At 71.0% G+C, this 17,345-nt stretch carries 18 protein-coding genes; 6 read left to right on the top strand and 12 right to left on the bottom strand.

Annotated features, from left to right (window positions below; translation table 11 throughout):
- Nucleotides 1-10 precede the first annotated feature (10 nt).
- Nucleotides 11-940 (bottom strand): phosphoribosylaminoimidazolesuccinocarboxamide synthase, encoded by a 930-nt coding sequence (locus tag AC3CBB_RS13110; RefSeq protein ID WP_488624930.1) that lies wholly within the window; start codon nt 938-940, stop codon nt 11-13.
- Nucleotides 937-2,217 carry a phosphoribosylamine--glycine ligase gene (gene purD, locus AC3CBB_RS13105; protein WP_488624929.1) on the bottom strand — a complete coding sequence of 427 codons (1,281 nt, stop codon included), beginning with the start codon at nt 2,215-2,217 and terminating at the stop codon, nt 937-939. Before purD ends, AC3CBB_RS13110 begins: the two co-directional genes overlap by 4 nt.
- A 61-nt stretch (nt 2,218-2,278) precedes the next feature.
- Between purD and AC3CBB_RS13100 the strand changes: the two genes are divergently transcribed.
- Together AC3CBB_RS13100 and AC3CBB_RS13095 are read left to right on the top strand one after the other, a co-directional pair.
- Entirely contained in the window at nt 2,279-2,644 is a 366-nt protein-coding gene (locus AC3CBB_RS13100) for a sterol carrier family protein (protein ID WP_488624928.1), read from the top strand.
- 68 nt (nt 2,645-2,712) lie between these two features.
- On the top strand, nt 2,713-3,069 hold the full coding sequence (locus tag AC3CBB_RS13095) for a hypothetical protein (protein WP_488624927.1): 357 nt from the start codon (nt 2,713-2,715) through the stop codon (nt 3,067-3,069).
- Between the two features lie 35 nt (nt 3,070-3,104).
- Here AC3CBB_RS13095 and AC3CBB_RS13090 read toward each other — a convergent pair whose 3' ends face one another.
- From AC3CBB_RS13090 to purF, 4 genes are all read right to left on the bottom strand, one after another.
- Entirely contained in the window at nt 3,105-3,545 is a 441-nt protein-coding gene (locus AC3CBB_RS13090; protein WP_488624926.1) for a hypothetical protein, read from the bottom strand.
- Between the two features lie 149 nt (nt 3,546-3,694).
- Entirely contained in the window at nt 3,695-5,266 is a 1,572-nt protein-coding gene (locus AC3CBB_RS13085; RefSeq protein WP_488624925.1) for a transporter, read from the bottom strand.
- The gene (locus AC3CBB_RS13080) at nt 5,248-6,063 is read right to left on the bottom strand and encodes an ABC transporter ATP-binding protein (protein ID WP_123505653.1); all 816 of its coding nucleotides are present in this window, start codon (nt 6,061-6,063) and stop codon (nt 5,248-5,250) included. Before AC3CBB_RS13080 ends, AC3CBB_RS13085 begins: the two co-directional genes overlap by 19 nt.
- A 79-nt stretch (nt 6,064-6,142) precedes the next feature.
- Complete coding sequence (purF, locus tag AC3CBB_RS13075; protein WP_123505652.1) at nt 6,143-7,600, bottom strand: amidophosphoribosyltransferase; 1,458 nt, start codon at nt 7,598-7,600, stop codon at nt 6,143-6,145.
- Nucleotides 7,601-7,671: 71 nt separating this feature from the next.
- On the opposite strand from purF, the gene purM reads away from it, so the two are divergent.
- Both purM and AC3CBB_RS13065 read left to right on the top strand, forming a co-directional pair.
- Nucleotides 7,672-8,784: a phosphoribosylformylglycinamidine cyclo-ligase gene (purM, locus tag AC3CBB_RS13070; protein ID WP_123505651.1), complete on the top strand. Its 1,113-nt coding sequence runs from the start codon at nt 7,672-7,674 to the stop codon at nt 8,782-8,784.
- Between the two features lie 194 nt (nt 8,785-8,978).
- Nucleotides 8,979-9,176: a hypothetical protein gene (locus AC3CBB_RS13065; RefSeq protein WP_488624924.1), complete on the top strand. Its 198-nt coding sequence runs from the start codon at nt 8,979-8,981 to the stop codon at nt 9,174-9,176.
- Nucleotides 9,177-9,312: 136 nt separating this feature from the next.
- On the opposite strand, the gene AC3CBB_RS13060 is transcribed toward AC3CBB_RS13065, so the two are convergent.
- Nucleotides 9,313-9,552 (bottom strand): DUF3073 domain-containing protein, encoded by a 240-nt coding sequence (locus tag AC3CBB_RS13060; RefSeq protein ID WP_123505649.1) that lies wholly within the window; start codon nt 9,550-9,552, stop codon nt 9,313-9,315.
- Between the two features lie 188 nt (nt 9,553-9,740).
- Between AC3CBB_RS13060 and AC3CBB_RS13055 the strand changes: the two genes are divergently transcribed.
- Together AC3CBB_RS13055 and AC3CBB_RS13050 are read left to right on the top strand one after the other, a co-directional pair.
- Nucleotides 9,741-10,862, top strand: coding sequence for an NAD(P)-binding domain-containing protein (locus AC3CBB_RS13055; RefSeq protein ID WP_488624923.1), 1,122 nt, complete (start codon nt 9,741-9,743; stop codon nt 10,860-10,862).
- A 105-nt stretch (nt 10,863-10,967) separates the two neighbouring features.
- Entirely contained in the window at nt 10,968-11,315 is a 348-nt protein-coding gene (locus tag AC3CBB_RS13050) for a DUF1801 domain-containing protein (RefSeq protein ID WP_123505647.1), read from the top strand.
- A 26-nt stretch (nt 11,316-11,341) separates the two neighbouring features.
- Here the strand turns inward: AC3CBB_RS13050 and AC3CBB_RS13045 are convergent, their stop codons facing one another.
- Genes AC3CBB_RS13045 through AC3CBB_RS13025 form a run of 5 tightly spaced genes read right to left on the bottom strand, consistent with a single transcriptional unit; the run spans nt 11,342 to nt 17,315 of the window.
- On the bottom strand, nt 11,342-13,258 hold the full coding sequence (locus tag AC3CBB_RS13045; RefSeq protein ID WP_488624922.1) for a glycogen debranching N-terminal domain-containing protein: 1,917 nt from the start codon (nt 13,256-13,258) through the stop codon (nt 11,342-11,344).
- Between the two features lie 11 nt (nt 13,259-13,269).
- Nucleotides 13,270-14,025: a Type 1 glutamine amidotransferase-like domain-containing protein gene (locus AC3CBB_RS13040; RefSeq protein WP_123505645.1), complete on the bottom strand. Its 756-nt coding sequence runs from the start codon at nt 14,023-14,025 to the stop codon at nt 13,270-13,272.
- A complete protein-coding gene (locus AC3CBB_RS13035) occupies nt 14,022-14,936 on the bottom strand; it encodes a carbohydrate ABC transporter permease (protein WP_123505644.1) in 915 nt (304 codons plus the stop codon). Before AC3CBB_RS13035 ends, AC3CBB_RS13040 begins: the two co-directional genes overlap by 4 nt.
- Nucleotides 14,933-16,033, bottom strand: a complete 1,101-nt coding sequence (locus AC3CBB_RS13030; protein ID WP_123505643.1) for a carbohydrate ABC transporter permease — start codon at nt 16,031-16,033, stop codon at nt 14,933-14,935. The genes AC3CBB_RS13035 and AC3CBB_RS13030 overlap by 4 nt, the downstream gene beginning before the upstream one ends.
- 16 nt (nt 16,034-16,049) lie before the next feature.
- Nucleotides 16,050-17,315, bottom strand: coding sequence for a sugar ABC transporter substrate-binding protein (locus AC3CBB_RS13025; protein WP_488624921.1), 1,266 nt, complete (start codon nt 17,313-17,315; stop codon nt 16,050-16,052).
- Nucleotides 17,316-17,345: the final 30 nt, after the last annotated feature.

Raw genomic sequence — 17,345 nt, 5'->3', positions numbered from 1 at the left:
GAAACGGACTCTAATTCGCGTCAGACCGGCGGGTCAGGCGCTCGAGCAGCTCCCGGTAGCGGCCGGCCGTCTGCTCGATCACCTCGGCGGGCAGGGCGGGTGGAGTGCCCTCTCTGTCCCAGTTCGCCGACAGCCAGTTGCGCACCATCTGCTTGTCGAAACTGTCGGTGCGGTTGCCCTGGTCGTACACCGACTTGTCCCAGTAGCGGCTGGAGTCGCTGGTCAGCACCTCGTCGGCGAGGGTGATCTCGCCTGTCTCCCGGTCGGCGCCGAACTCGAACTTCGTATCGGCCAGGATCACGCCGTGCTCTGCTGCGATCGCGGCGGCCCTCCGGTAGATCTGCAACGACAGGTCGCGCAGCGCGGTCGCCGTGTCGGCCCCGACCAGCTCGACGGTGCGCTCGAACGTGATGTTCTCGTCGTGGTCGCCGAACTCCGCCTTGAAAGCCGGCGTGTAGATCGGCTCGGGCAGGCGGTCGCCCGACGAGAGCCCTGCGGGCAGCGGGATGCCGCAGACGGTGCCCGACTCCTGGTACTCGACCCAGCCGCTGCCGACGAGGTAGCCGCGCACGACGCACTCGATCGGGAACATGTCGAGCGGCTTGACCAGCATCGACCTCGACGCGACGGTCGCAGGAACTCGAGACGGAGACAGAGCGGGATCGATCAGGTGGTTCGGCACCTCGGCCAGCTGCGCGAACCACCAGGCGCTCAGCTCGGTGAGCAGGCTCCCCTTGCCGGTGATGCCGGGCTCGAGCACGAAGTCGAAGGCACTGATCCGGTCGCTCGCCACGACCAGGACGGCCGGGGCGTCGGCCAGGCCCGTGAATCCGTCGGGCACGTAGAGGTCGCGGACCTTGCCGGAGTAGAGGTGAGTCCAGCCGTCGAGGGGCTCGCCCGTGGGGCGCTCGGGGCCTGCGCCGGTCTGGTCGGTGCTCACTCGGCCACCTTCGCGGCGATGTCGCGTCGGAACTGGCCGCCCTCGAGCGAGATCCGGCCGAGCGCCTCGTACGCGCGGCTGCGGGCCTCGGTGAAGCCGGCGCCGGTGGCCACGACGCTGAGCACCCGGCCGCCGGTCGCGACGAGACGGTCGTCGAAGCGGGCGGTGGCGGCGTGGGCGATCGTGACGCCGGGAACCGCCAGGGCGGCGTCGAGCCCGACCAGCTCGCGCCCCGTGATCGGAGCGTCGGGGTAGCCCTCGGAGGCGAGGACGACGGTGACGGCCACCTCGGACGAGAAGACGGGAGCCGCGTGCGACGACAGCGAGCCGTTCGCGCTCGCGAGCAGCAGGGTGCTCAACGGAGACTCGAGCCGCGGCAGCACCACCTGGGTCTCGGGGTCGCCGAAGCGCGCGTTGAACTCGATGACGCGGACGCCCTGCTCGGTGAGGATCAGGCCCGCGTAGAGGAGCCCGATGAACGGGGTGCCCTCCGTGGCGAGCTGGCGCACCGTCGGGAGGGCGATCGTCTCGATGACCTCCTCGACGAAGTCGGCCTCGCTGCCGAAGCGGTCGGCGAGCCACGGCAGCGGCGAGTAGGCGCCCATGCCGCCGGTGTTGGGGCCGGCGTCACCGTCGAGGAGGCGCTTGAAGTCCTGGGCGGGGCTGAGGGGGAGGACCGTGTGGCCGTCGGAGAGCAGGAAGAGCGAGACCTCCTGGCCCTCGAGGAACTCCTCGATCAGCACCGAGCCGTGCTGCAGCCAGTAGGTCGCGTGCTCGATGGCGGCCGCGCGGTCGTCGGTGACGAGCACGCCCTTGCCGGCGGCGAGGCCGTCGGCCTTCACGACGTAGGGGGCGCCGAATTCGTCGAGCGCCGTCGTCGCCTCGGCCAGGGTGCCGGTGCGGACGGCTCGGCCGGTGGGAACACGCGCTTGGTCCATGATCCGCTTGGCGAACGTCTTCGAGCCCTCGAGCGCGGCGGCCTTCCTGCCCGGGCCGAACACCGGGATGCTGTGCGCGCGCAGCACATCCGCGACACCGGCGACGAGCGGCGCCTCCGGACCGACGACGACGAGGTCGACGTCGTTCTCGAGCGCGTACTCCGTCACGACGCTGCCGTTCGTGGCGTCCAGGCCGACGACCTCGACCTCGGCGGCCATGCCGGCGTTGCCGGGCGCGGCGATGATGTGGTGGGCAGGGCCGTCGCCGGCGCGCTCGCGGAGGAGAGCCGTGACGATGGCGTGCTCGCGGGCACCGGAACCGAGGACGAGGATTCGCACGAAGGACACCTTATCGAGAGACGCGGTCAGGCTCCCCATGGGGCGCAGTAGCGTGGGAGCCGTGGCAAAGGCACGAATCGACCCGGCTGACGGCGCCGCCGCCGTCCGCGAGGCCCTCTACGCGGGCGCCGACGCGCCTCGCACCGCGAAGGCGACGGCCGTCCGCTACCTCCTGCAGCTGCTCGGCGACCGCGAGCCCGGCGCGACCGTCGAGGTGCGCGTGCCTCCGTTCGGCGCCGTGCAGTTCCGCGAGGGGCTGAGCCACACCCGTGGAACCCCGCCGAACGTCGTCGAGACCGACGCGCTCACCTTCCTGGCCCTGGCCGACGGGCGGCTGACCTGGGCGGAGGCGGTCGACCGGGCGCTCGTGTCGGCGTCGGGGAGCCGCGCCGACCTGACGGGGTACCTGCCGATCCGGTGGGGGTGACGGCCAGTTCCTGCGCCCGGTCTCTCGACGCGGTGAGGGCAGGCCCGGGCACCTGAGAGAATGGTCGGGTGAGTACGGCACCCCAGAGTCCCCAGCAGCCCGAGCCGCAGGTCGAGACGACCCGCGACGAGGTGCGGGTGCGGCGGTCGCCGAAGTACTCCGTCTTCATCTTCGGCGGCATCATCGTCGGCGTCATCGCCACGTTCATCGCCGTCGCGGTCGCTCCCGGCGACGACCAGACGCCGTTCGCCCAGGCGTTCGGCTACTTCGCGCTCTACGGCATCGCGATCGGCGCCCTGCTCGGCGCGATCGTCGCCGTGATCTTCGACGCCGTGCTCGCGCGCCGTACCCGCAGCGCCGAGGGCGAGCGCGAGTCGCTGACGCTGCCCGAGACGGACGAGCCGGTCGAGGGCGAGCTGGAGTAGCGCCGTCGCGGCCTGGGCTCTCGGGATCGGAGGGTCTAGCCGTCCTGGCCGGTGAGGGTGCGGTCGCCGAGCGGGGCGTCGAGCCCGACGACCACCGTGGCGCGGAGGCCCTGCTGCGTCACCCACTCCGGAGCCCCGGGGATGATCCCCTGGTGGAGCTCGATCCGGACCTCCGTCGCCGACTCGAACACGCGGGCGTTGACGCCGTAGGCCTGGGGTACTCCGGTCCAGAACGAGACGCGGATCGTCGTCGGCGAGAAGGCCTCGGGGGTGAACCACCTCACCGGGGTCAGCTGCGTCATGTCGTCGCGGGACTCGAGCCGGAGCCCGATGGGAAACGGCGTGGCACGGGGCAGCGGGGTCGGTGCCGAGTCGTCGGGCGCGGAGGTGTCGGACGTCGGCGTCATCGACCGCGACGCGAGCAGGCCGGCCACGGCGATGGCCGCGATGCCGCCGATCTTCACTCTCTTGCGCATTCCGCATGGTAGCGCGGGCGTCGTGACGTCGCCCCCTCCGGATCGGCTCGAGCCCGCCGTCGCGCCGGCGGGATCGTGCCGATTCGGCGGGGCCGCGTCGCCGGTTGGGCGGTGCCGTGCCGGTCGGGCGGGGCCGTCACCCTCGGCGGCTACCGCGGCACCCGCAGCCGCGCGAGCAGCTCCGGCCCCGAGCGCTCGATCTCGCGCCCGCCGAGGCGGATGCCGGAGGAGAGCACGACGGCTCCGAGGCCGAGGCCGACGACGAGGGTGATCCAGCCGAGGAGGGCGCTCCCGACGACGCCCGCGACGACGGCGAGCACGATCTCGGGGAGCGACAGGGCGGCGAGGATGCCCCATGTGGCGAACGTCGTGACCGATGTCGTGAAGCCGGCGCCGGTCTTCGCGGCGAACGGGCTGTCGCCGGGGGCGGGCACCGGCAGGATGATCCTGCTGCTCGAGAGGCTCGAGAGGCCGAGACCGCTCAACAGGATTCCGAGCGAGAGTCCGAGCAGGGCGGGGAGAGCGGCCCAGGAACTCGCGACCGCCGCCGACGCCACCGTGATCCCGGCCACCACGGGCACGGCGAACACGGCCACGGCGGCGACCCGGCCGGTGCGGTCGGCCCGGCCGGTCACCCGCGCCGACAGGTGGGCGGCGAACGCTGTCGAGTCGTACGACAGGTCGCTGAAGATCGAGAGCGACACGAGGAACGCCACGACCGGCCCGGCCGCCGTCACGAGGCTCGGCAGGTCGAGGGTGCGGCTGTTCACGTACAGCAGGATCGGGAAGATCGGGATCAGGATGAGCTGACGGCTGTAGCGCGGATCGCGGGTCCAGTACGTGAGCGACCGGGCGGCGACGGCTCCGGTCGGAGACGCGGGGAACCAGCCGAACAGGCCGATGTGGCCGGCTTCGGCCGTCTTCGTCTCGGGCTGGACCGTCGTCACGAGGGCCGTCGCGAGCGTGCGCCGCCAGATCAGGACGATGACGGCCAGCGTCGCGACCGCGATCAGGAACTTGAGGCCGGCCTCGCCGTAGTTGCCGAGCGCGAGGTCGGACGGCACCGACCAGGCGGCGCCGAGCGGCGACCAGCTCAGGCCCTCGGCGAGCTTCGGCAGGGCGTCGGCCGCACCGCGTATCCCCTCCGTCAGGACGGTGATGAGCGGGCCGAGCAGCAGGAGCGGCACCAGCACCTGGATTCCCGAGATCTCGCGGTACCGCCGGTGCGACGACAGCCCGGCGTTGAGCGACTCGATCATGCGCGACGCGCAGACGCAGGTGAGCACGGCGATCGCCGCGGTGACGACGGCGACCAGCGCGATGCCGGGGCTGCGCCACCAGGTCGCCGCCGTGAAGACCCCGGCCAGGAGCGTCACGGCGCCGGGGATCCCGAGCACGCCGCAGACCGCGAGGGCGAGCACCAGGCGCGACGGCGCGATCGGGAACACCCGGAGCCGCGCGACGCTCAGCGTCTGGTCGATGCCCGACGTGAGCAGGGGGACGACCGTCCACCCGAGCACGGTCGCCGCCCCGGCGAGGACGACGATCGTCCGGGCGAGCTCCACCGGAGCAGAACCCAGCAGAGTCAGCCCGATGAACGCCAGCACGAGGATGCCGATGCCGTAGACGGCGCCGATGATGACGGCCACCAGCTGCCACGGGCTGCGCGAGAGGGTGTTCCGCATCACGAGCAGCCGCAGCCTCAGGAGGTGCGCAACCACTCGGGCCCTCTCGTGTGGTGGCGGCCGCCCACGAGGTCGACGAAGACGTCTTCGAGGTCGCGGCCCGAGCGCACCTCGTCGATCGTTCCGGAGGCGAGCACGCGGCCGTCGGCGATGACGGCGACGTGGTCGCACATGCGCTGGACCATGTCCATCGCGTGGCTCGACACGATCACGGTGCCGCCCGATTCGACGTAGCCGTGCAGGATGTCGCGGATGTTCGCTGCCGACACCGGGTCGACCGATTCGAACGGCTCGTCGAGCACGAGCAGGCGGGGCGCGTGGATGAGGGCGGTGGCGAGAGCGATCTTCTTGGTCATGCCGGCGGAGTAGTCGACGACGAGCTTGCCGGCGGCCTCCCGCATGTCGAGCAGCTCGAGGAGGTCGTGCGTGCGGGCGGTGACGGTGTCGCGGTCCATGCCGTTGAGGAGGCCGTGGTACGTGATGAGCTGCTCGCCGCTGAGCCGGTCGAAGAGGGCGATGCCGTCGCTCAGGACGCCGACGAGGCGCTTGGCCGCCGTCGGATCCGCCCAGACGTCGACGCCCAGGATGCGGAGCTCACCGGCGTCGGGACGGAGGAGCCCGGTCGCCATCGAGAGGGTGGTCGTCTTTCCGGCGCCGTTCGGGCCGACCAGCCCGTAGAACGAGCCGGAGGGCACCTCGAGGTCGAGGCCCTGCACGGCGATCTTGTCGCCGAACCGCTTCCAGAGTCCGCGGATGCTGAGCGCGGGAGTGCCGTCGCCGCGGCGGGGCTCGACCAGGCGGGTCGCCGGATCGGGTGGGGGCGCGTCGGACATGCCGTTCAGCCTAAGCGGGCAGGCACCTCGTGCGGTGGGTGAAAGCGCAGGTGCCGCCCGGACTGGGGTGGCCGCCCGCTCAGCTGAGCTGGTTCGCCTCGACCCAGGCCAGGTACTCGGGGGTGACGCTGCCGGTCACGTAGTCGCCGGTGAAGCAGCTCATCTCCAGGTCGGTGACGCTCGAGCCCTCGGTGATGGCGGAGCGCATGTCTTCGACCTCCTGGTAGATCATGTGGTCGGCGCCGAGCACCTGAGCGATCTCGGGAATCTTGCGGCCGTGCGCGATGAGCTCCTGGCGGGTCGGCATGTTGATGCCGTACACGTGGGGGAAGCGCACCGGGGGAGCAGCCGAGGTGAACGTGACCTCGTTGGCGCCGGCGGCGCGGGCCATCTCGACGATCTCGCGCGACGTGGTGCCGCGCACGATCGAGTCGTCGACGATGAGGATGTTCTTGCCCTTGAACTCCGAGCCCATGGCGTTGAGCTTCTGGCGCACCGAGCGCTTGCGCTCGGCCTGCCCCGGCATGATGAAGGTGCGGCCGACGTAGCGGTTCTTGTAGAAGCCCTCGCGGTACTCGATGCCGAGCTTCTGAGCGACCTGCGATGCGGCGGGGCGCGACGAGTCGGGGATCGGCATGACCACGTCGATGTCGCCGGTCGGGGCGTACTTCGCGATGGTGTCGGCCAGGCGGTCGCCGAGGCGGAGGCGGGCGTCGTACACCGAGATGCCGTTCATCACGGAGTCGGGGCGCGCGAGGTAGACGTACTCGAACGAGCAGGGGATGAGGCGCGGGGCCGCATGGCACTGCTTCGAGACCATCTCGCCGTCGAGCGAGATGAAGACGGCCTCGCCGGGTGCGACGTCGCGGATGATCTCGTAGCCGCCCGACTCGAGCACGAGGCTCTCGGAGGCGACGATCCACTCCTCCTTGCCGTTGTCGGCGAATCGGCGGCCCATGATCAGCGGACGGATGCCGAACGGGTCGCGGAAGGCGAGGAGCCCATGGCCGGCGATCATGGCGATCGCGGCGTAGGAGCCCTGGACGCGGTCGTGCACGCGGGTGACCGCGGCGAAGATCTGCTCGGGGTCGAGGTCGTGGCCGTTGACCTGCTCCTGCAGCTCATGCGCGAGCACGTTGACGAGGAGCTCGGTGTCGCTGTTCGTGTTGAGGTGGCGACGGTCGATGTGGAACAGCTCGCTGGTGAGCTCGCGCGTGTTCGTGAGGTTGCCGTTGTGGATGAGGACGATGCCGTACGGAGCGTTCACGTAGAACGGCTGCGCCTCCTGCTCGTTCGACGCGGCGCCCTTGGTGGCGTAGCGGACGTGGCCGATGCCCATCGTGCCCAGCAGAGCGCGCATGTCACGGGTGCGGAAGCCCTCGCGCACCTGACCGCGGGTCTTGTGGGAGTGGAAGACGCTGCCCTCGGCGGTCGCGATTCCGGTGGAATCCTGACCGCGGTGCTGAAGGAGGAGAAGCGAGTCGTAGACGAGTTGGTTGGCTGGCTCGTGCGCGACGAGACCGACGATGCCGCACATGGCGAGCTGGCTCCAGACCGTAGAGTTGGGCTTACCCACACAGTCTGCCATGACAGCCATTGGATGAAGAATTGACCAACAGCAGCTCCAGCTCCTATGCCGCCGCCGGTGTCGACACGGCCGCCGGCGACCTCGCCGTCGAGTTGATGAAGGCGGCTGTGTCGGCCACTCACACGACTAACGTGCTCGGCGGTGTCGGCGGGTTCGCGGGGCTGTTCGACGCGTCCTTCCTGAAGCGGTACGACCGCCCTCTGCTCGCCACCAGCACGGACGGCGTGGGCACGAAGGTCGCCATCGCGCAGGCCCTCGACAAGCACGACACCATCGGCCAGGACCTCGTGGGCATGGTCGTCGACGACATCGTCGTGGTGGGCGCCCGCCCGCTGTTCATGACCGACTACATCGCCTGCGGCAAGGTGGTGCCCTCGCGCATCGCCGACATCGTCGCCGGCATCGCGCGCGGCTGCTCGGCGACGGGCACGGCCCTCGTCGGAGGCGAGACCGCGGAGCACCCCGGCCTGCTGGGCCCCGACGACTACGACGTCGCGGGAGCCGCGGTGGGAGCGGTGGAGGCCGACGCGCAGCTCGGGCCGCACCTCGTGCAGGACGGCGACGTGGTCCTCGCCCTCGAGTCGTCCGGCCTGCACTCCAACGGCTTCTCGCTCGTGCGTCACATCCTCCGCTCGGCCGACCTCGGCTACACCGACGCGAACGCCGACCTCGGCGGCCTGATCGGCGAGGCGCTGCTCGAGCCGACGCGCCTGTACACGTCGCCGCTGCTGAAGGTCCTCGACGACCCGGCCGTGGCCGGCGGCGTCCACGCCCTCAGCCACGTCACCGGCGGCGGGATCGCCGCCAACCTCGCCCGCGTGCTGCCTGTCGGCTCCTGGACCGAGGTCGACCGGGCCTCCTGGTCGCCGGCGCCGGTGTTCCGCGTGCTCAGCGACATCGCGGGCGCCACGCTCGAGTCGAGCGAAGGCACCTGGAACCTCGGCATCGGCATGATCGCCGTCGTCTCACCCGCGGCGGCAGCCGCCGTCGCCGCGCTGCTCGAGGCCGAGGGAATCCGTACCTGGCAGGTCGGCGGCGTGTCGATGGCGACCCGAGACCTGGCCGGGTTCGAGCAGGGTGCGAAGGGCGTCGACGGCGGGGCCGTCCGGCTCGTGGGCTCCTTCGCTTCGTGACCACCCCGAGTTCCTGCGAGGTTAACGACAGGTGACGCCGGCCTGGCAGGGCCCGACAACGGGGGACGCCGAGGTCACAGGATTTGTCCGCATTAGGCGGGACAAAACGGGCGTGTCGGACGTACCATGTGAGGGCCGCTCAACGAGGAGCGGCAGGCCCTCCCGAAAGGGCCGTCTACACAAGGGGCCCCGAAATGGCTTACACGCGTACCGTCACCGTCGTCGATCACGAGGTCTTTGTCCGCACCGTCGAGGTGCCCGACGAGATTCCCGCCGAGCCGTTCACCGCGATCACCGGCGGCCGTGCCACCGCCGCGTTCACCGCAGCAGGCGGGTTGCTCGTCGTCGCCCTGGCGCTCATGCCCGCGATCACGGCGCTGTTCCACCAGTAGCCGTCGGCTGAGGAACGACGACGAGGGCCGCCTCCGTGAGGGAGGCGGCCCGTTCGTGCGTGAAGCCGCTACTGCACGTGAGCGCGCTGAGGTGGCGACTGCTTACGGCGACGCCGACCGCAGCACAGTGCTGGCGCTAGGCCGACTTGTGCTGCGGGCTCTGCTCGGCGTCGTAGTCGTCGGCGTAGGTGTCGACGTACTGGTCGTCTTCGCCGGTCTCGTCTTCGTCGTCGTCAGCCCACTTGTCGACGTACTGGTCGTCGTCGTGCGGCGTAGACAGCTCTTTTTCGAGCGCGCCGTAATTGGTGTCCGGGCTGAAGTACTTCAACTCGCGGGCAACCTTGGTGTGCTTAGCTTTTTGACGGCCGCGCCCCATGCGAGACCCCCTCGTGATCCTGGCCCCGTTCGCCGCCTCGGCGATACGTCTCCAGGAGAAACACTGGAGCTCGTTTCGCCGACGGGGCGCGGGAACTACCGACAGGTAAATGGTGCAAAACTAACCGCAACCTTAGCATGTGCCCGAGCGGTAGGACTCAGACCCGGAGTGCCACCAGAATGGGGAGCATGGCTGTCGACGCGGGAACCTCCGGGAACGCCGCTCGTACTCGAGTTGTGATCATCGGGGCCGGTCAGGCCGGACTTTCCGTCGCCTACTACCTGCGACGGTTCGGCCTTGCGCCGGGCAGCGACTTCGTCGTCGTGGACCGCGGGCCGAGCACCGGCGGGGCCTGGCAGTTCCGGTGGCGGGCGCTGCGCCTCGGCACCGCCCACAAGGTCAACGACCTCCCCGGGATGGCCGATCTGGGAATCAGCTTCGAGACCGCTGACCGCACGGCTCCGGCGCGCGACATCGTCTCGGACTACTACGACCGGTACGAGCGCTACTACGACTTCCAGGTGCTCCGCCCCCTCGACGTTCGGCGGGTCGACGAGGCCGGTGACGGGCGGCTCGCCGTGCACGTGCTCGACACGACGGGCGAGACCGAGGGAACGGTCACGACCGAGATCCTGGTCAACGCGACCGGCACCTGGGGCTCGCCCTTCCGTCCGCACTACCCGGGCAGCGCGACCTTCCGCGGGCGGCAGCTGACGACGGTCGACTACACCGATGCGGGTGACTTCCGCGGACAGGACGTCGTGGTCGTCGGTGGAGGCACCAGCGCGATCGGGTTCCTGCTCGAGCTCGAGAAGGCCGACGTGCCAACGACCTGGGTGACGCGTCGCCCGGTCGAGTGGTTCGACCAGCGGGAGCTCGGTATCGAGATGGGGCTGTCGGCCGTCGCCGAGCAGGACGACGCGGCGAAGCGGGGCCTGGCGCTGCCCAGCATCGTGAGCGGCACGGGCGTCCCCCTGAGCCGCCGGCACCGCGCGGGCATCGACCGCGGCGTGCTCGTCGAGAAGCCGATGTTCGCGTCGATCGAGCGCGACGGCGTGCGCTGGGCCGATGGCAGCTTCCAGAAGGCCGACGCGATCCTCTGGGCGACCGGCTTCCGGCCCGAGCTGCGGCACCTCTCGGCGCTCAAGCTGCGCAGCGACCAGGGCGGGGTCGCGGTCGAACGCGGCGTCTCGGCGCTCGACCCGCGTGTCTACTTCGCCGGCTACGGGCCGCAGGCGTCGACGATCGGCGCGAACCGGGCGGGGCGCGTCACGGCGAGGCAGATCCTGCTGGCGCTGAGCGCGCGGTAAGCGCGCGTCGCCGGCGGCGGCGGGGCGGCGGCGGGGCGCGGCGGGCAGCGCCGGCAGACCGGGTCTGCGGCTAGCATCGGCACACACCCGCGAGAAGGGAACACCATGACGTCGGACGCGAAGGTCTCCGCCTACCTCGATGCGCAGCCGCCCGAGCTGGCCGACGTGGGCTCGGTGCTCCGCGACGTGCTCGACACGTCGCTCGTGCGCGCCGAGGGAACGCTCTGGCACGGCCACCCGGTCTGGATGATCGGCAAGACGCCGGTCGCGGGCTTCAAGGCCTACCCGAAGTACGTCACGCTGCTGATCTGGCGGGCGGCCGAGCTGCCAGCTCACGAGGGGCTGCAACTCAACGCGTCCGGGCTCGGCTCGACCAAGCTGTCGTCGTCGGCCGCGATCTCGCGCGCGCACCTGTCGGCGCTGCTTGCCGAGGCGGAGGCGCTCGCCGAGTAGGCGGCCTGCCACGCTCAGGGGCCGACTCAGAGCCGCGGTGCCGGCTCCCCGCCGAGGGCCGACCACACCGTCACGGCCGCCGCCGCCGACCAGGCCTGCGGGCGGCACGCCGCCGGGTACGGCACGGGGCGCGGGATCTCGCGCGCGGAGTCGCCGGAGTGGAGCTCGGGCATCCGGAAGTCGAAGGCCGGTGCTGCGGCGAGCAGGCCCTCGGCGAGCGAGGCGGCCTCGGCGGTGAAGCCGTCGCGCGCGAGGCCGGAGATGGCGATGGCGGTGTCGTGGGTCCAGACGCTGCCGCCGTGGTAGCTGAGGGGCCAGTAGCCGGCGGAATCGGTCGACATCGTGCGCAGGCCGAAGCCGCTCGACATCTCGGGCGAGACCAGACGGCGGGCGACGAGCGCCGCCTGCGCGGGGTCGAGCAGGCCGGTGCCGAGAACGTGGCCGAGGTTGCTCGTGACGGTGTCGACGGGGCGCTTGTCGGCGTCGAGCGCGATGGCGAGGTAGTCGCCGTCGGGGTCGGAGATCCAGAACGAGGCGTGGAAGCGCTCCCTGAGCCGGGCCGCCCACTCGCGCCAGGGCGCGCCGTCGCCGCCGAGCCGGTCGAGCAGCTCGGCGCCGTGGTTCGCGGCCTCGTAGGCGTACGCCTGCACTTCGACCAGGGCGATCGGGCCGGTGGCGAGGGTGCCGTCGCGCCACTGGACGCTGTCGCCGGAGTCCTTCCAGCCCTGGTTCGAGAGGCCGTGGCCGGTCTCGTCGACGTACTCGAGGAGGCCGTCTCCGTCGCTGTCGCCGTAGTCGCGCATCCACGCGAGAGCGGCTTCGAGGTGCGGCAGAAGCGCGCGGACCTCGTCGTCGGGAAGGCCCCGGGTCCAGGCGTCGTGCAGCAGGCAGATCCAGAGGGCGGTCGCGTCGACCGTCCCGAAGTAGAGCGGCGGCAGGCTGATGCCCTCGCCGGGCAGGGTGAGGGTCTGCGACCGGAGCTCGTGCATGATCTTGCCCGGCTGCTCGGCCGTCTCGGCGACCCGCTCGGTGCCCTGCAGGCCGGCGAGCACGCGCAAGGTGCCGCGGGCGATCAGGAGCCCGTCGTCGACCGGGAGCAGAAAGCGCGCGGCCCAGAGCGAGTCGCGGCCGAACAGGGTGAAGAACCACGGCGCGCCGGCGGCGAGGAAGACGTGGTCGGGCTCGGCGACGGTGGTGAGGCGCAGGGCCTCGAGGTCGTCGAGGGCGCGGTCGAGCCAGCGAGCCAGGCGGTCGTCGGCGGGACGCGGGTCGAGGGCGGCCCACCGGGCGGGGGCGGAGACGCCGGCCACGACGGCGGCGGCGACGTCGGCGTGGAGGTCGAAGCCGACGGTGGTCTCGCCGCGCGCGGGCACGGTCGCGCTCCAGACGAGCTCGAGCCCGTCTGGCGCGGCGGCCGCGGAGGCACCCCGCAGGTCGAGGCGGACGCTCGCCGCCTCGGTCGCCCAGGTGGCGGACGTCGCCGAGACGTGGACGGTCGGCGCGCTAGGGCCGGAGGAGCCCGCCTTGACGTCCTCCATGGCGGTGGCGTCCGGGGCGAGACGCACGCGGACCTCGACGGCGAGCGCCCGGTCGAGGCGGGAGGTGAGGGTGATGCGCTCGTGGATGCCGGCCGTGTGCGCGACGCGGAGCGAGCTCACGCGGACGTCAGGGTCGGCCCCCGGGTCGTCGAGCTGGCGCAGGAGCCCCTCGAAGCGCACGGCCGAGGCGCCGAGCGGCACCGTCGCGATGTGCTCGGGCGAGACGCCGTTCACGGTCAGCGACAGCCCCGAGATGAGCCGGACGTCGCCCAGGTAGACGCCGTGGATCGCGGCCGCGCCCATGGAGCCTGCGGCATCCGACCACGCCTGCGAGGGGGCGCGAAGCACCACGGTCTCGGCGTCGAGGAACGGCTGCAGGCGGGTTTCGGTGAGGGTGTCGGTCATGGGTCGGCTCCTTACGAGTCGGAAGTCGGGGAGATGCCGGGCAGCAGGCGGGCGTCGAGCGGGGTCGAGCCGCCGGGCTCGACGCGGTGGACTCGGCCGTCGGCCCGTTCGGTAATGATGTCGACGAGCACGGGGCCGTCGCCGTCGTCGCGGTAGACGACGCCGGTGCCCTCGTCGAGGGCGAGGCCCGGCGCGAGCAGGCCCCCGGCGACCGCGGCCTCGTAGGCCGGGCGGCGGCTGGCATCGGAGTCGTAGTGCACGGCCAGCGATCCGGGCACGAGGCCGAGCCCGTCGGCGACGGCCAAGGCGGTCGGCCCGAACGAGGTGGTGACGCCGCCGGTGTGCCAGCACAGCCCGCCGGCCGAGCCTCCGGCGAGGACGACGCCGCGGCGCCACGCGTCGCGCAGCACCGAGTCGAACCCGTGCGTCCGCCACACGGCCAGCAGGTTCACGACGCTGCCGCCCGAGACCCAGACGACATCGGCGCCCGCCACGGCGGCTTCGAGCGACGGCGCGTTCGGGTGCGGGAAGAACCGCAGGTGCTCCGCGTCGGCGCCCGCGATGCGAGCGGCTTCGAGTTCCTGCCCCTCCAGGGAACGCTGGTCGCCGCCGGCGGTGTTCACGTGCAGCACCCGGGGCCTTCTGGTGGCAGGAACTCGCGCCAGCCTCAGAGCCTCGACCAGCAGGGGCCCGTAGCGGCTCTCGCTCCACTCCCCGGGCACGAGGCCGCCGCACGTGGCGAGGATCGTCGGGGCCTGAGCCGTCACTCCTTCACCGCCCCGTCGCTGGAGTTCATGATGCGCTTCTGGAAGACGAAGAACAGCACGGCCACCGGGATGGTCATGATCGCGGCCGCGGCGAGCTTGATCGGGTACTGGTTGCCGCTCGACAGCTGGCCGGACGCGAGGCTCGCGACGCCCTTGGTGAGGGTGGTCAGGCCGGGCGACTGGGTCGAGATGATGAAGTGCGGCAGCTCGTTCCAGGAGCCCTGGAACGACAGGATGATGATCGTCACGAGGGCGGGTCTCGCCATCGGGAGCACGATCGACCAGAACACGCGGAAGGTGCCGGCGCCGTCGATGGACGCCTGCTCTTCGACGGACCGCGGGATCGACTCGAAGAAGTTCTTCATGATGAAGACGCCTGCCGCGTCGACGAGCAGCGGGATGATCATGCCGGCGTACGAGTCGTACATGCCGAACTGGTTCAGCACGAGGAACTTCGGGATCATCAGGACCACGCTCGGCACCGCCATGACCGCGACGAGCAGGGCGAAGACGACGTTCCGGCCGCGGAAGTCGAGCCTGGCCAGCGCGTAGCCGGCGAGCGAGTCGAAGAACACGCGCCCGGCCGTCACGAACACCGCGACGATGAACGAGTTCTTCACCCAGGTCGGGAAGTCGCTGTTCGTGAACAGCGTGTGGAAGGCCGCCGTCGTCCAGTTGACCGGGAGGGCCAGCGGGTTCGCCGTCGCGTCTGGCTCGGTCTTGAACGCGGTGACGACGTTGATCAGGAAGGGGAGGACATAGATCACCGCGATCGCGATCAGCGCGACGTACAGCACGATGCTGGCGGGCATCAGGGCGCGGTGGCGGCCGGCGCGGGCGGGCGGTGGCGCCTTCGAGTCTGGCTCTGGCGCACCGGTGCCGATCCGGTCGGCGAGGGGTGTCGAGGTCATCGGGAGGTCTCCTTCGCGGTCGTCGCGGCGGCACCGGTCAGGCGCGCGGGGTCGTAGAGGCGCATGCGGCGCTTCGAGACGGCGCGCTCCCGCAGCACGGAGCGCTGGACGAGCGTCAGCACGACGATGATGACGAACAGGATGAACGCGATCGCGGCGCCCTGGCCCCACTGCTGGCTGCCGAACGCGGTCGTGTACGAGAGGTACGACGGGGTGACGGTCGTGTTGTCGGGTGCGCCCCGCGTGCCGGTGTAGATCTGGTCGAAGACTTGCCAGGTGCCGATCAAGCCGAGCGTCAGGACCGTGAACAGCGTCGGACGCAGCTGCGGCAGAGTGATCCGCCAGAACCGCTGCCAGCCGTTCGCGCCGTCCATCATGGCGGCCTCCTGGACCTCCGAGCTCAGGTTCTGCAGCGCCGCGATGAACAGGAGCATGAACGTGCCGCTGGTGGTGAAGACGGCCATCATGATGAACGCGCTCATCGCGACGCTCGGGCCGGCGAACCAGTCCCACCACGAGACGCCCAGCGCCGTGTGCCCGGTCAGTGCCGCCGGGCCCCGATCGACGCCGAACAGCCTCAGGGCGAGGTGCACGATGCCGTCGGGGTCGTTGAACCAGTTCGGTCCGTGGACCCCGATGAACGAGAGCGCCTTGTTGACGGCGCCCGTCGTCGAGAAGAGGAACAGCCACAGCACGGTGATGGCCACCGAGCTGGTCACCGACGGGAAGTAGAACGCGGTGCGGAAGAACCCGCGGCCGCGGAGCACCTGCCGGTTGACCAGCACGGCGAGCAGCAGGGCCACCGCGGTCTGGATCGGCACGACGAAGACGACGTACCAGGCGTTATTGCGGAGGCTGGTGCCGAAGTTCGTCTCGGCCAGCGAGCCGCCCGAGAGCAGCTGCTGGTAGTTCTTCGTGCCGACGAACTTCACGCCGGATGACAGGGGCGAGCCGACGCCCGACCAGTCGGAGAAGCTCACCCACAGCGCCATCAGCACGGGGACGAGGAGGAAGAGGCCGAGCACCACGATGGTCGGCGACACGAACAGCCAGCCGGCGGCCCCCTGGCGCCGGGGCGGGCGCTTGCGGCCCGCCATCAGCTCTGCCCGGCCATCACTGGCTCAGCACCGCGGCGAACTGCTTCTGCGTGGTGGCCAGCAGAGCCTTCGCATCGGCGGTCTTCAGGCCGGACATCTTCGAGTCGAAGGCGGCGACCACGTCGGCCGAGCCGGCCTGGTTCGGGACGCCCTCAGCGAAGGAGGCCGAGTCGAGGAACGGCGCCAGGTCGGGGTTGTCGGTCTTCCAGGTGTCGGCGGCCGACTTGACGCTCGGCATCACGCCGAAGTCCTTGGCGAAGGTGAGCTGCTGGTCGGTGGACGTCAGCTTCTCGACGAGGTCGAGGGCCGCCTTCTGATTGGGGGAGTCTTTCGCGATGCCCCAGCAGTTCGTGAACTGGAGGGTGCCCTGGCCGGAGGGACCAGCGGGCATCTCGGCGACCTTGTACGAGATGTCGGGGTAGTCGGCAGACAGCGCGCCGGTGATCCAGTTGCCCTCGACGGTCATGGCCGCCTGGCCCTTGCCGAACGACTCGCCGCCCCAGCCGGTGCCGAGGTCGCTCGAGAACTTGGCGTCGCCTGACTTCAGGAGGCCCTGGACGTACTCGAGGCCCTGGAGGTTGGCGTTCGAGTCGACGGTGGCCTTCGTGCCGTCGGCGTTGGTGAACGAGCCTCCGGCCTCGGCCATGAAGGCGCCGACGCGGGCGTACTGCGGGCTGAGGGCGAGGCCGACGTGGTCGCTCGTGGTGAGCTTGGCGGCGACCGTCTTCAGCTGGTCCCAGGTGGTCGGGACGTCGCTGTCGGTGAGACCGGCCTCCTTCCACATCTTCTCGTTGATGATGAGGCCGAGCGTCGAGAAGTCCTTCGGAGCGCAGTAGAAGGTGCCGTCGACGGTGAAGCTCTTCACGAGGGTCGGGAAGAAGTCGCTCTTGTTCTTCAGCTGGTCGCCGTAGGCCAGCAGGCTGCCGTTCTTGGCGTAGCCGGCGAGCTGGTCGGTCGACACGTAGAAGACGTCGGCGGGCTTGCCCGAGGCGAAGCCCTGGCTGAGCTGCTGAGTGAGGTCGGAGGCCGCCGTGACGGTGGCCTTCGTTCCGCTCGACTTCGACCAGTCGGCGACGGCCGACGAGACCGCCTTCGTCTCGGGAGAGCCGCTGGATCCGATCAGGATGCTCAGCGGATCGTCGCTCGAGGTGAGCGCGGCGGCGGAGGAGCCGCTGCCGGCCCCGTCGCCGCTCGAGAACCCGGAGCCGCAGGCGGTCAGCCCGAGGGCGGCCACGGCGGTCAGGGCGCCTGCGGCCAGCAGGCGGTGGGTGCGTCTTTGCATTTCGTCTCCTTCGGCGAAGCTTCGCGGCAG

The organism is Frondihabitans sp. OV104 (assembly GCF_057787745.1).
Note: the sequence above shows the minus strand (reverse complement) of the source record. Positions and strands in the feature narration are given on the sequence as shown.

What these genes read in the sequence shown, in the direction of transcription:
- AC3CBB_RS13035 (WP_123505644.1), bottom strand. Translation starts at nt 14,936, where the DNA reads ATGACCTCGACACCCCTCGCCGACCGGATCGGCACCGGTGCGCCAGAG.
- AC3CBB_RS13090 (WP_488624926.1), bottom strand. Translation starts at nt 3,545, where the DNA reads ATGCGCAAGAGAGTGAAGATCGGCGGCATCGCGGCCATCGCCGTGGCC.
- AC3CBB_RS13080 (WP_123505653.1), bottom strand. Translation starts at nt 6,063, where the DNA reads ATGTCCGACGCGCCCCCACCCGATCCGGCGACCCGCCTGGTCGAGCCC.
- AC3CBB_RS13025 (WP_488624921.1), bottom strand. Translation starts at nt 17,315, where the DNA reads ATGCAAAGACGCACCCACCGCCTGCTGGCCGCAGGCGCCCTGACCGCC.
- AC3CBB_RS13065 (WP_488624924.1), top strand. Translation starts at nt 8,979, where the DNA reads ATGGCTTACACGCGTACCGTCACCGTCGTCGATCACGAGGTCTTTGTC.
- AC3CBB_RS13060 (WP_123505649.1), bottom strand. Translation starts at nt 9,552, where the DNA reads ATGGGGCGCGGCCGTCAAAAAGCTAAGCACACCAAGGTTGCCCGCGAG.
- AC3CBB_RS13050 (WP_123505647.1), top strand. Translation starts at nt 10,968, where the DNA reads ATGACGTCGGACGCGAAGGTCTCCGCCTACCTCGATGCGCAGCCGCCC.
- AC3CBB_RS13030 (WP_123505643.1), bottom strand. Translation starts at nt 16,033, where the DNA reads ATGGCGGGCCGCAAGCGCCCGCCCCGGCGCCAGGGGGCCGCCGGCTGG.
- AC3CBB_RS13045 (WP_488624922.1), bottom strand. Translation starts at nt 13,258, where the DNA reads ATGACCGACACCCTCACCGAAACCCGCCTGCAGCCGTTCCTCGACGCC.
- purF (WP_123505652.1), bottom strand. Translation starts at nt 7,600, where the DNA reads ATGTGCGGCATCGTCGGTCTCGTCGCGCACGAGCCAGCCAACCAACTC.
- AC3CBB_RS13055 (WP_488624923.1), top strand. Translation starts at nt 9,741, where the DNA reads ATGGCTGTCGACGCGGGAACCTCCGGGAACGCCGCTCGTACTCGAGTT.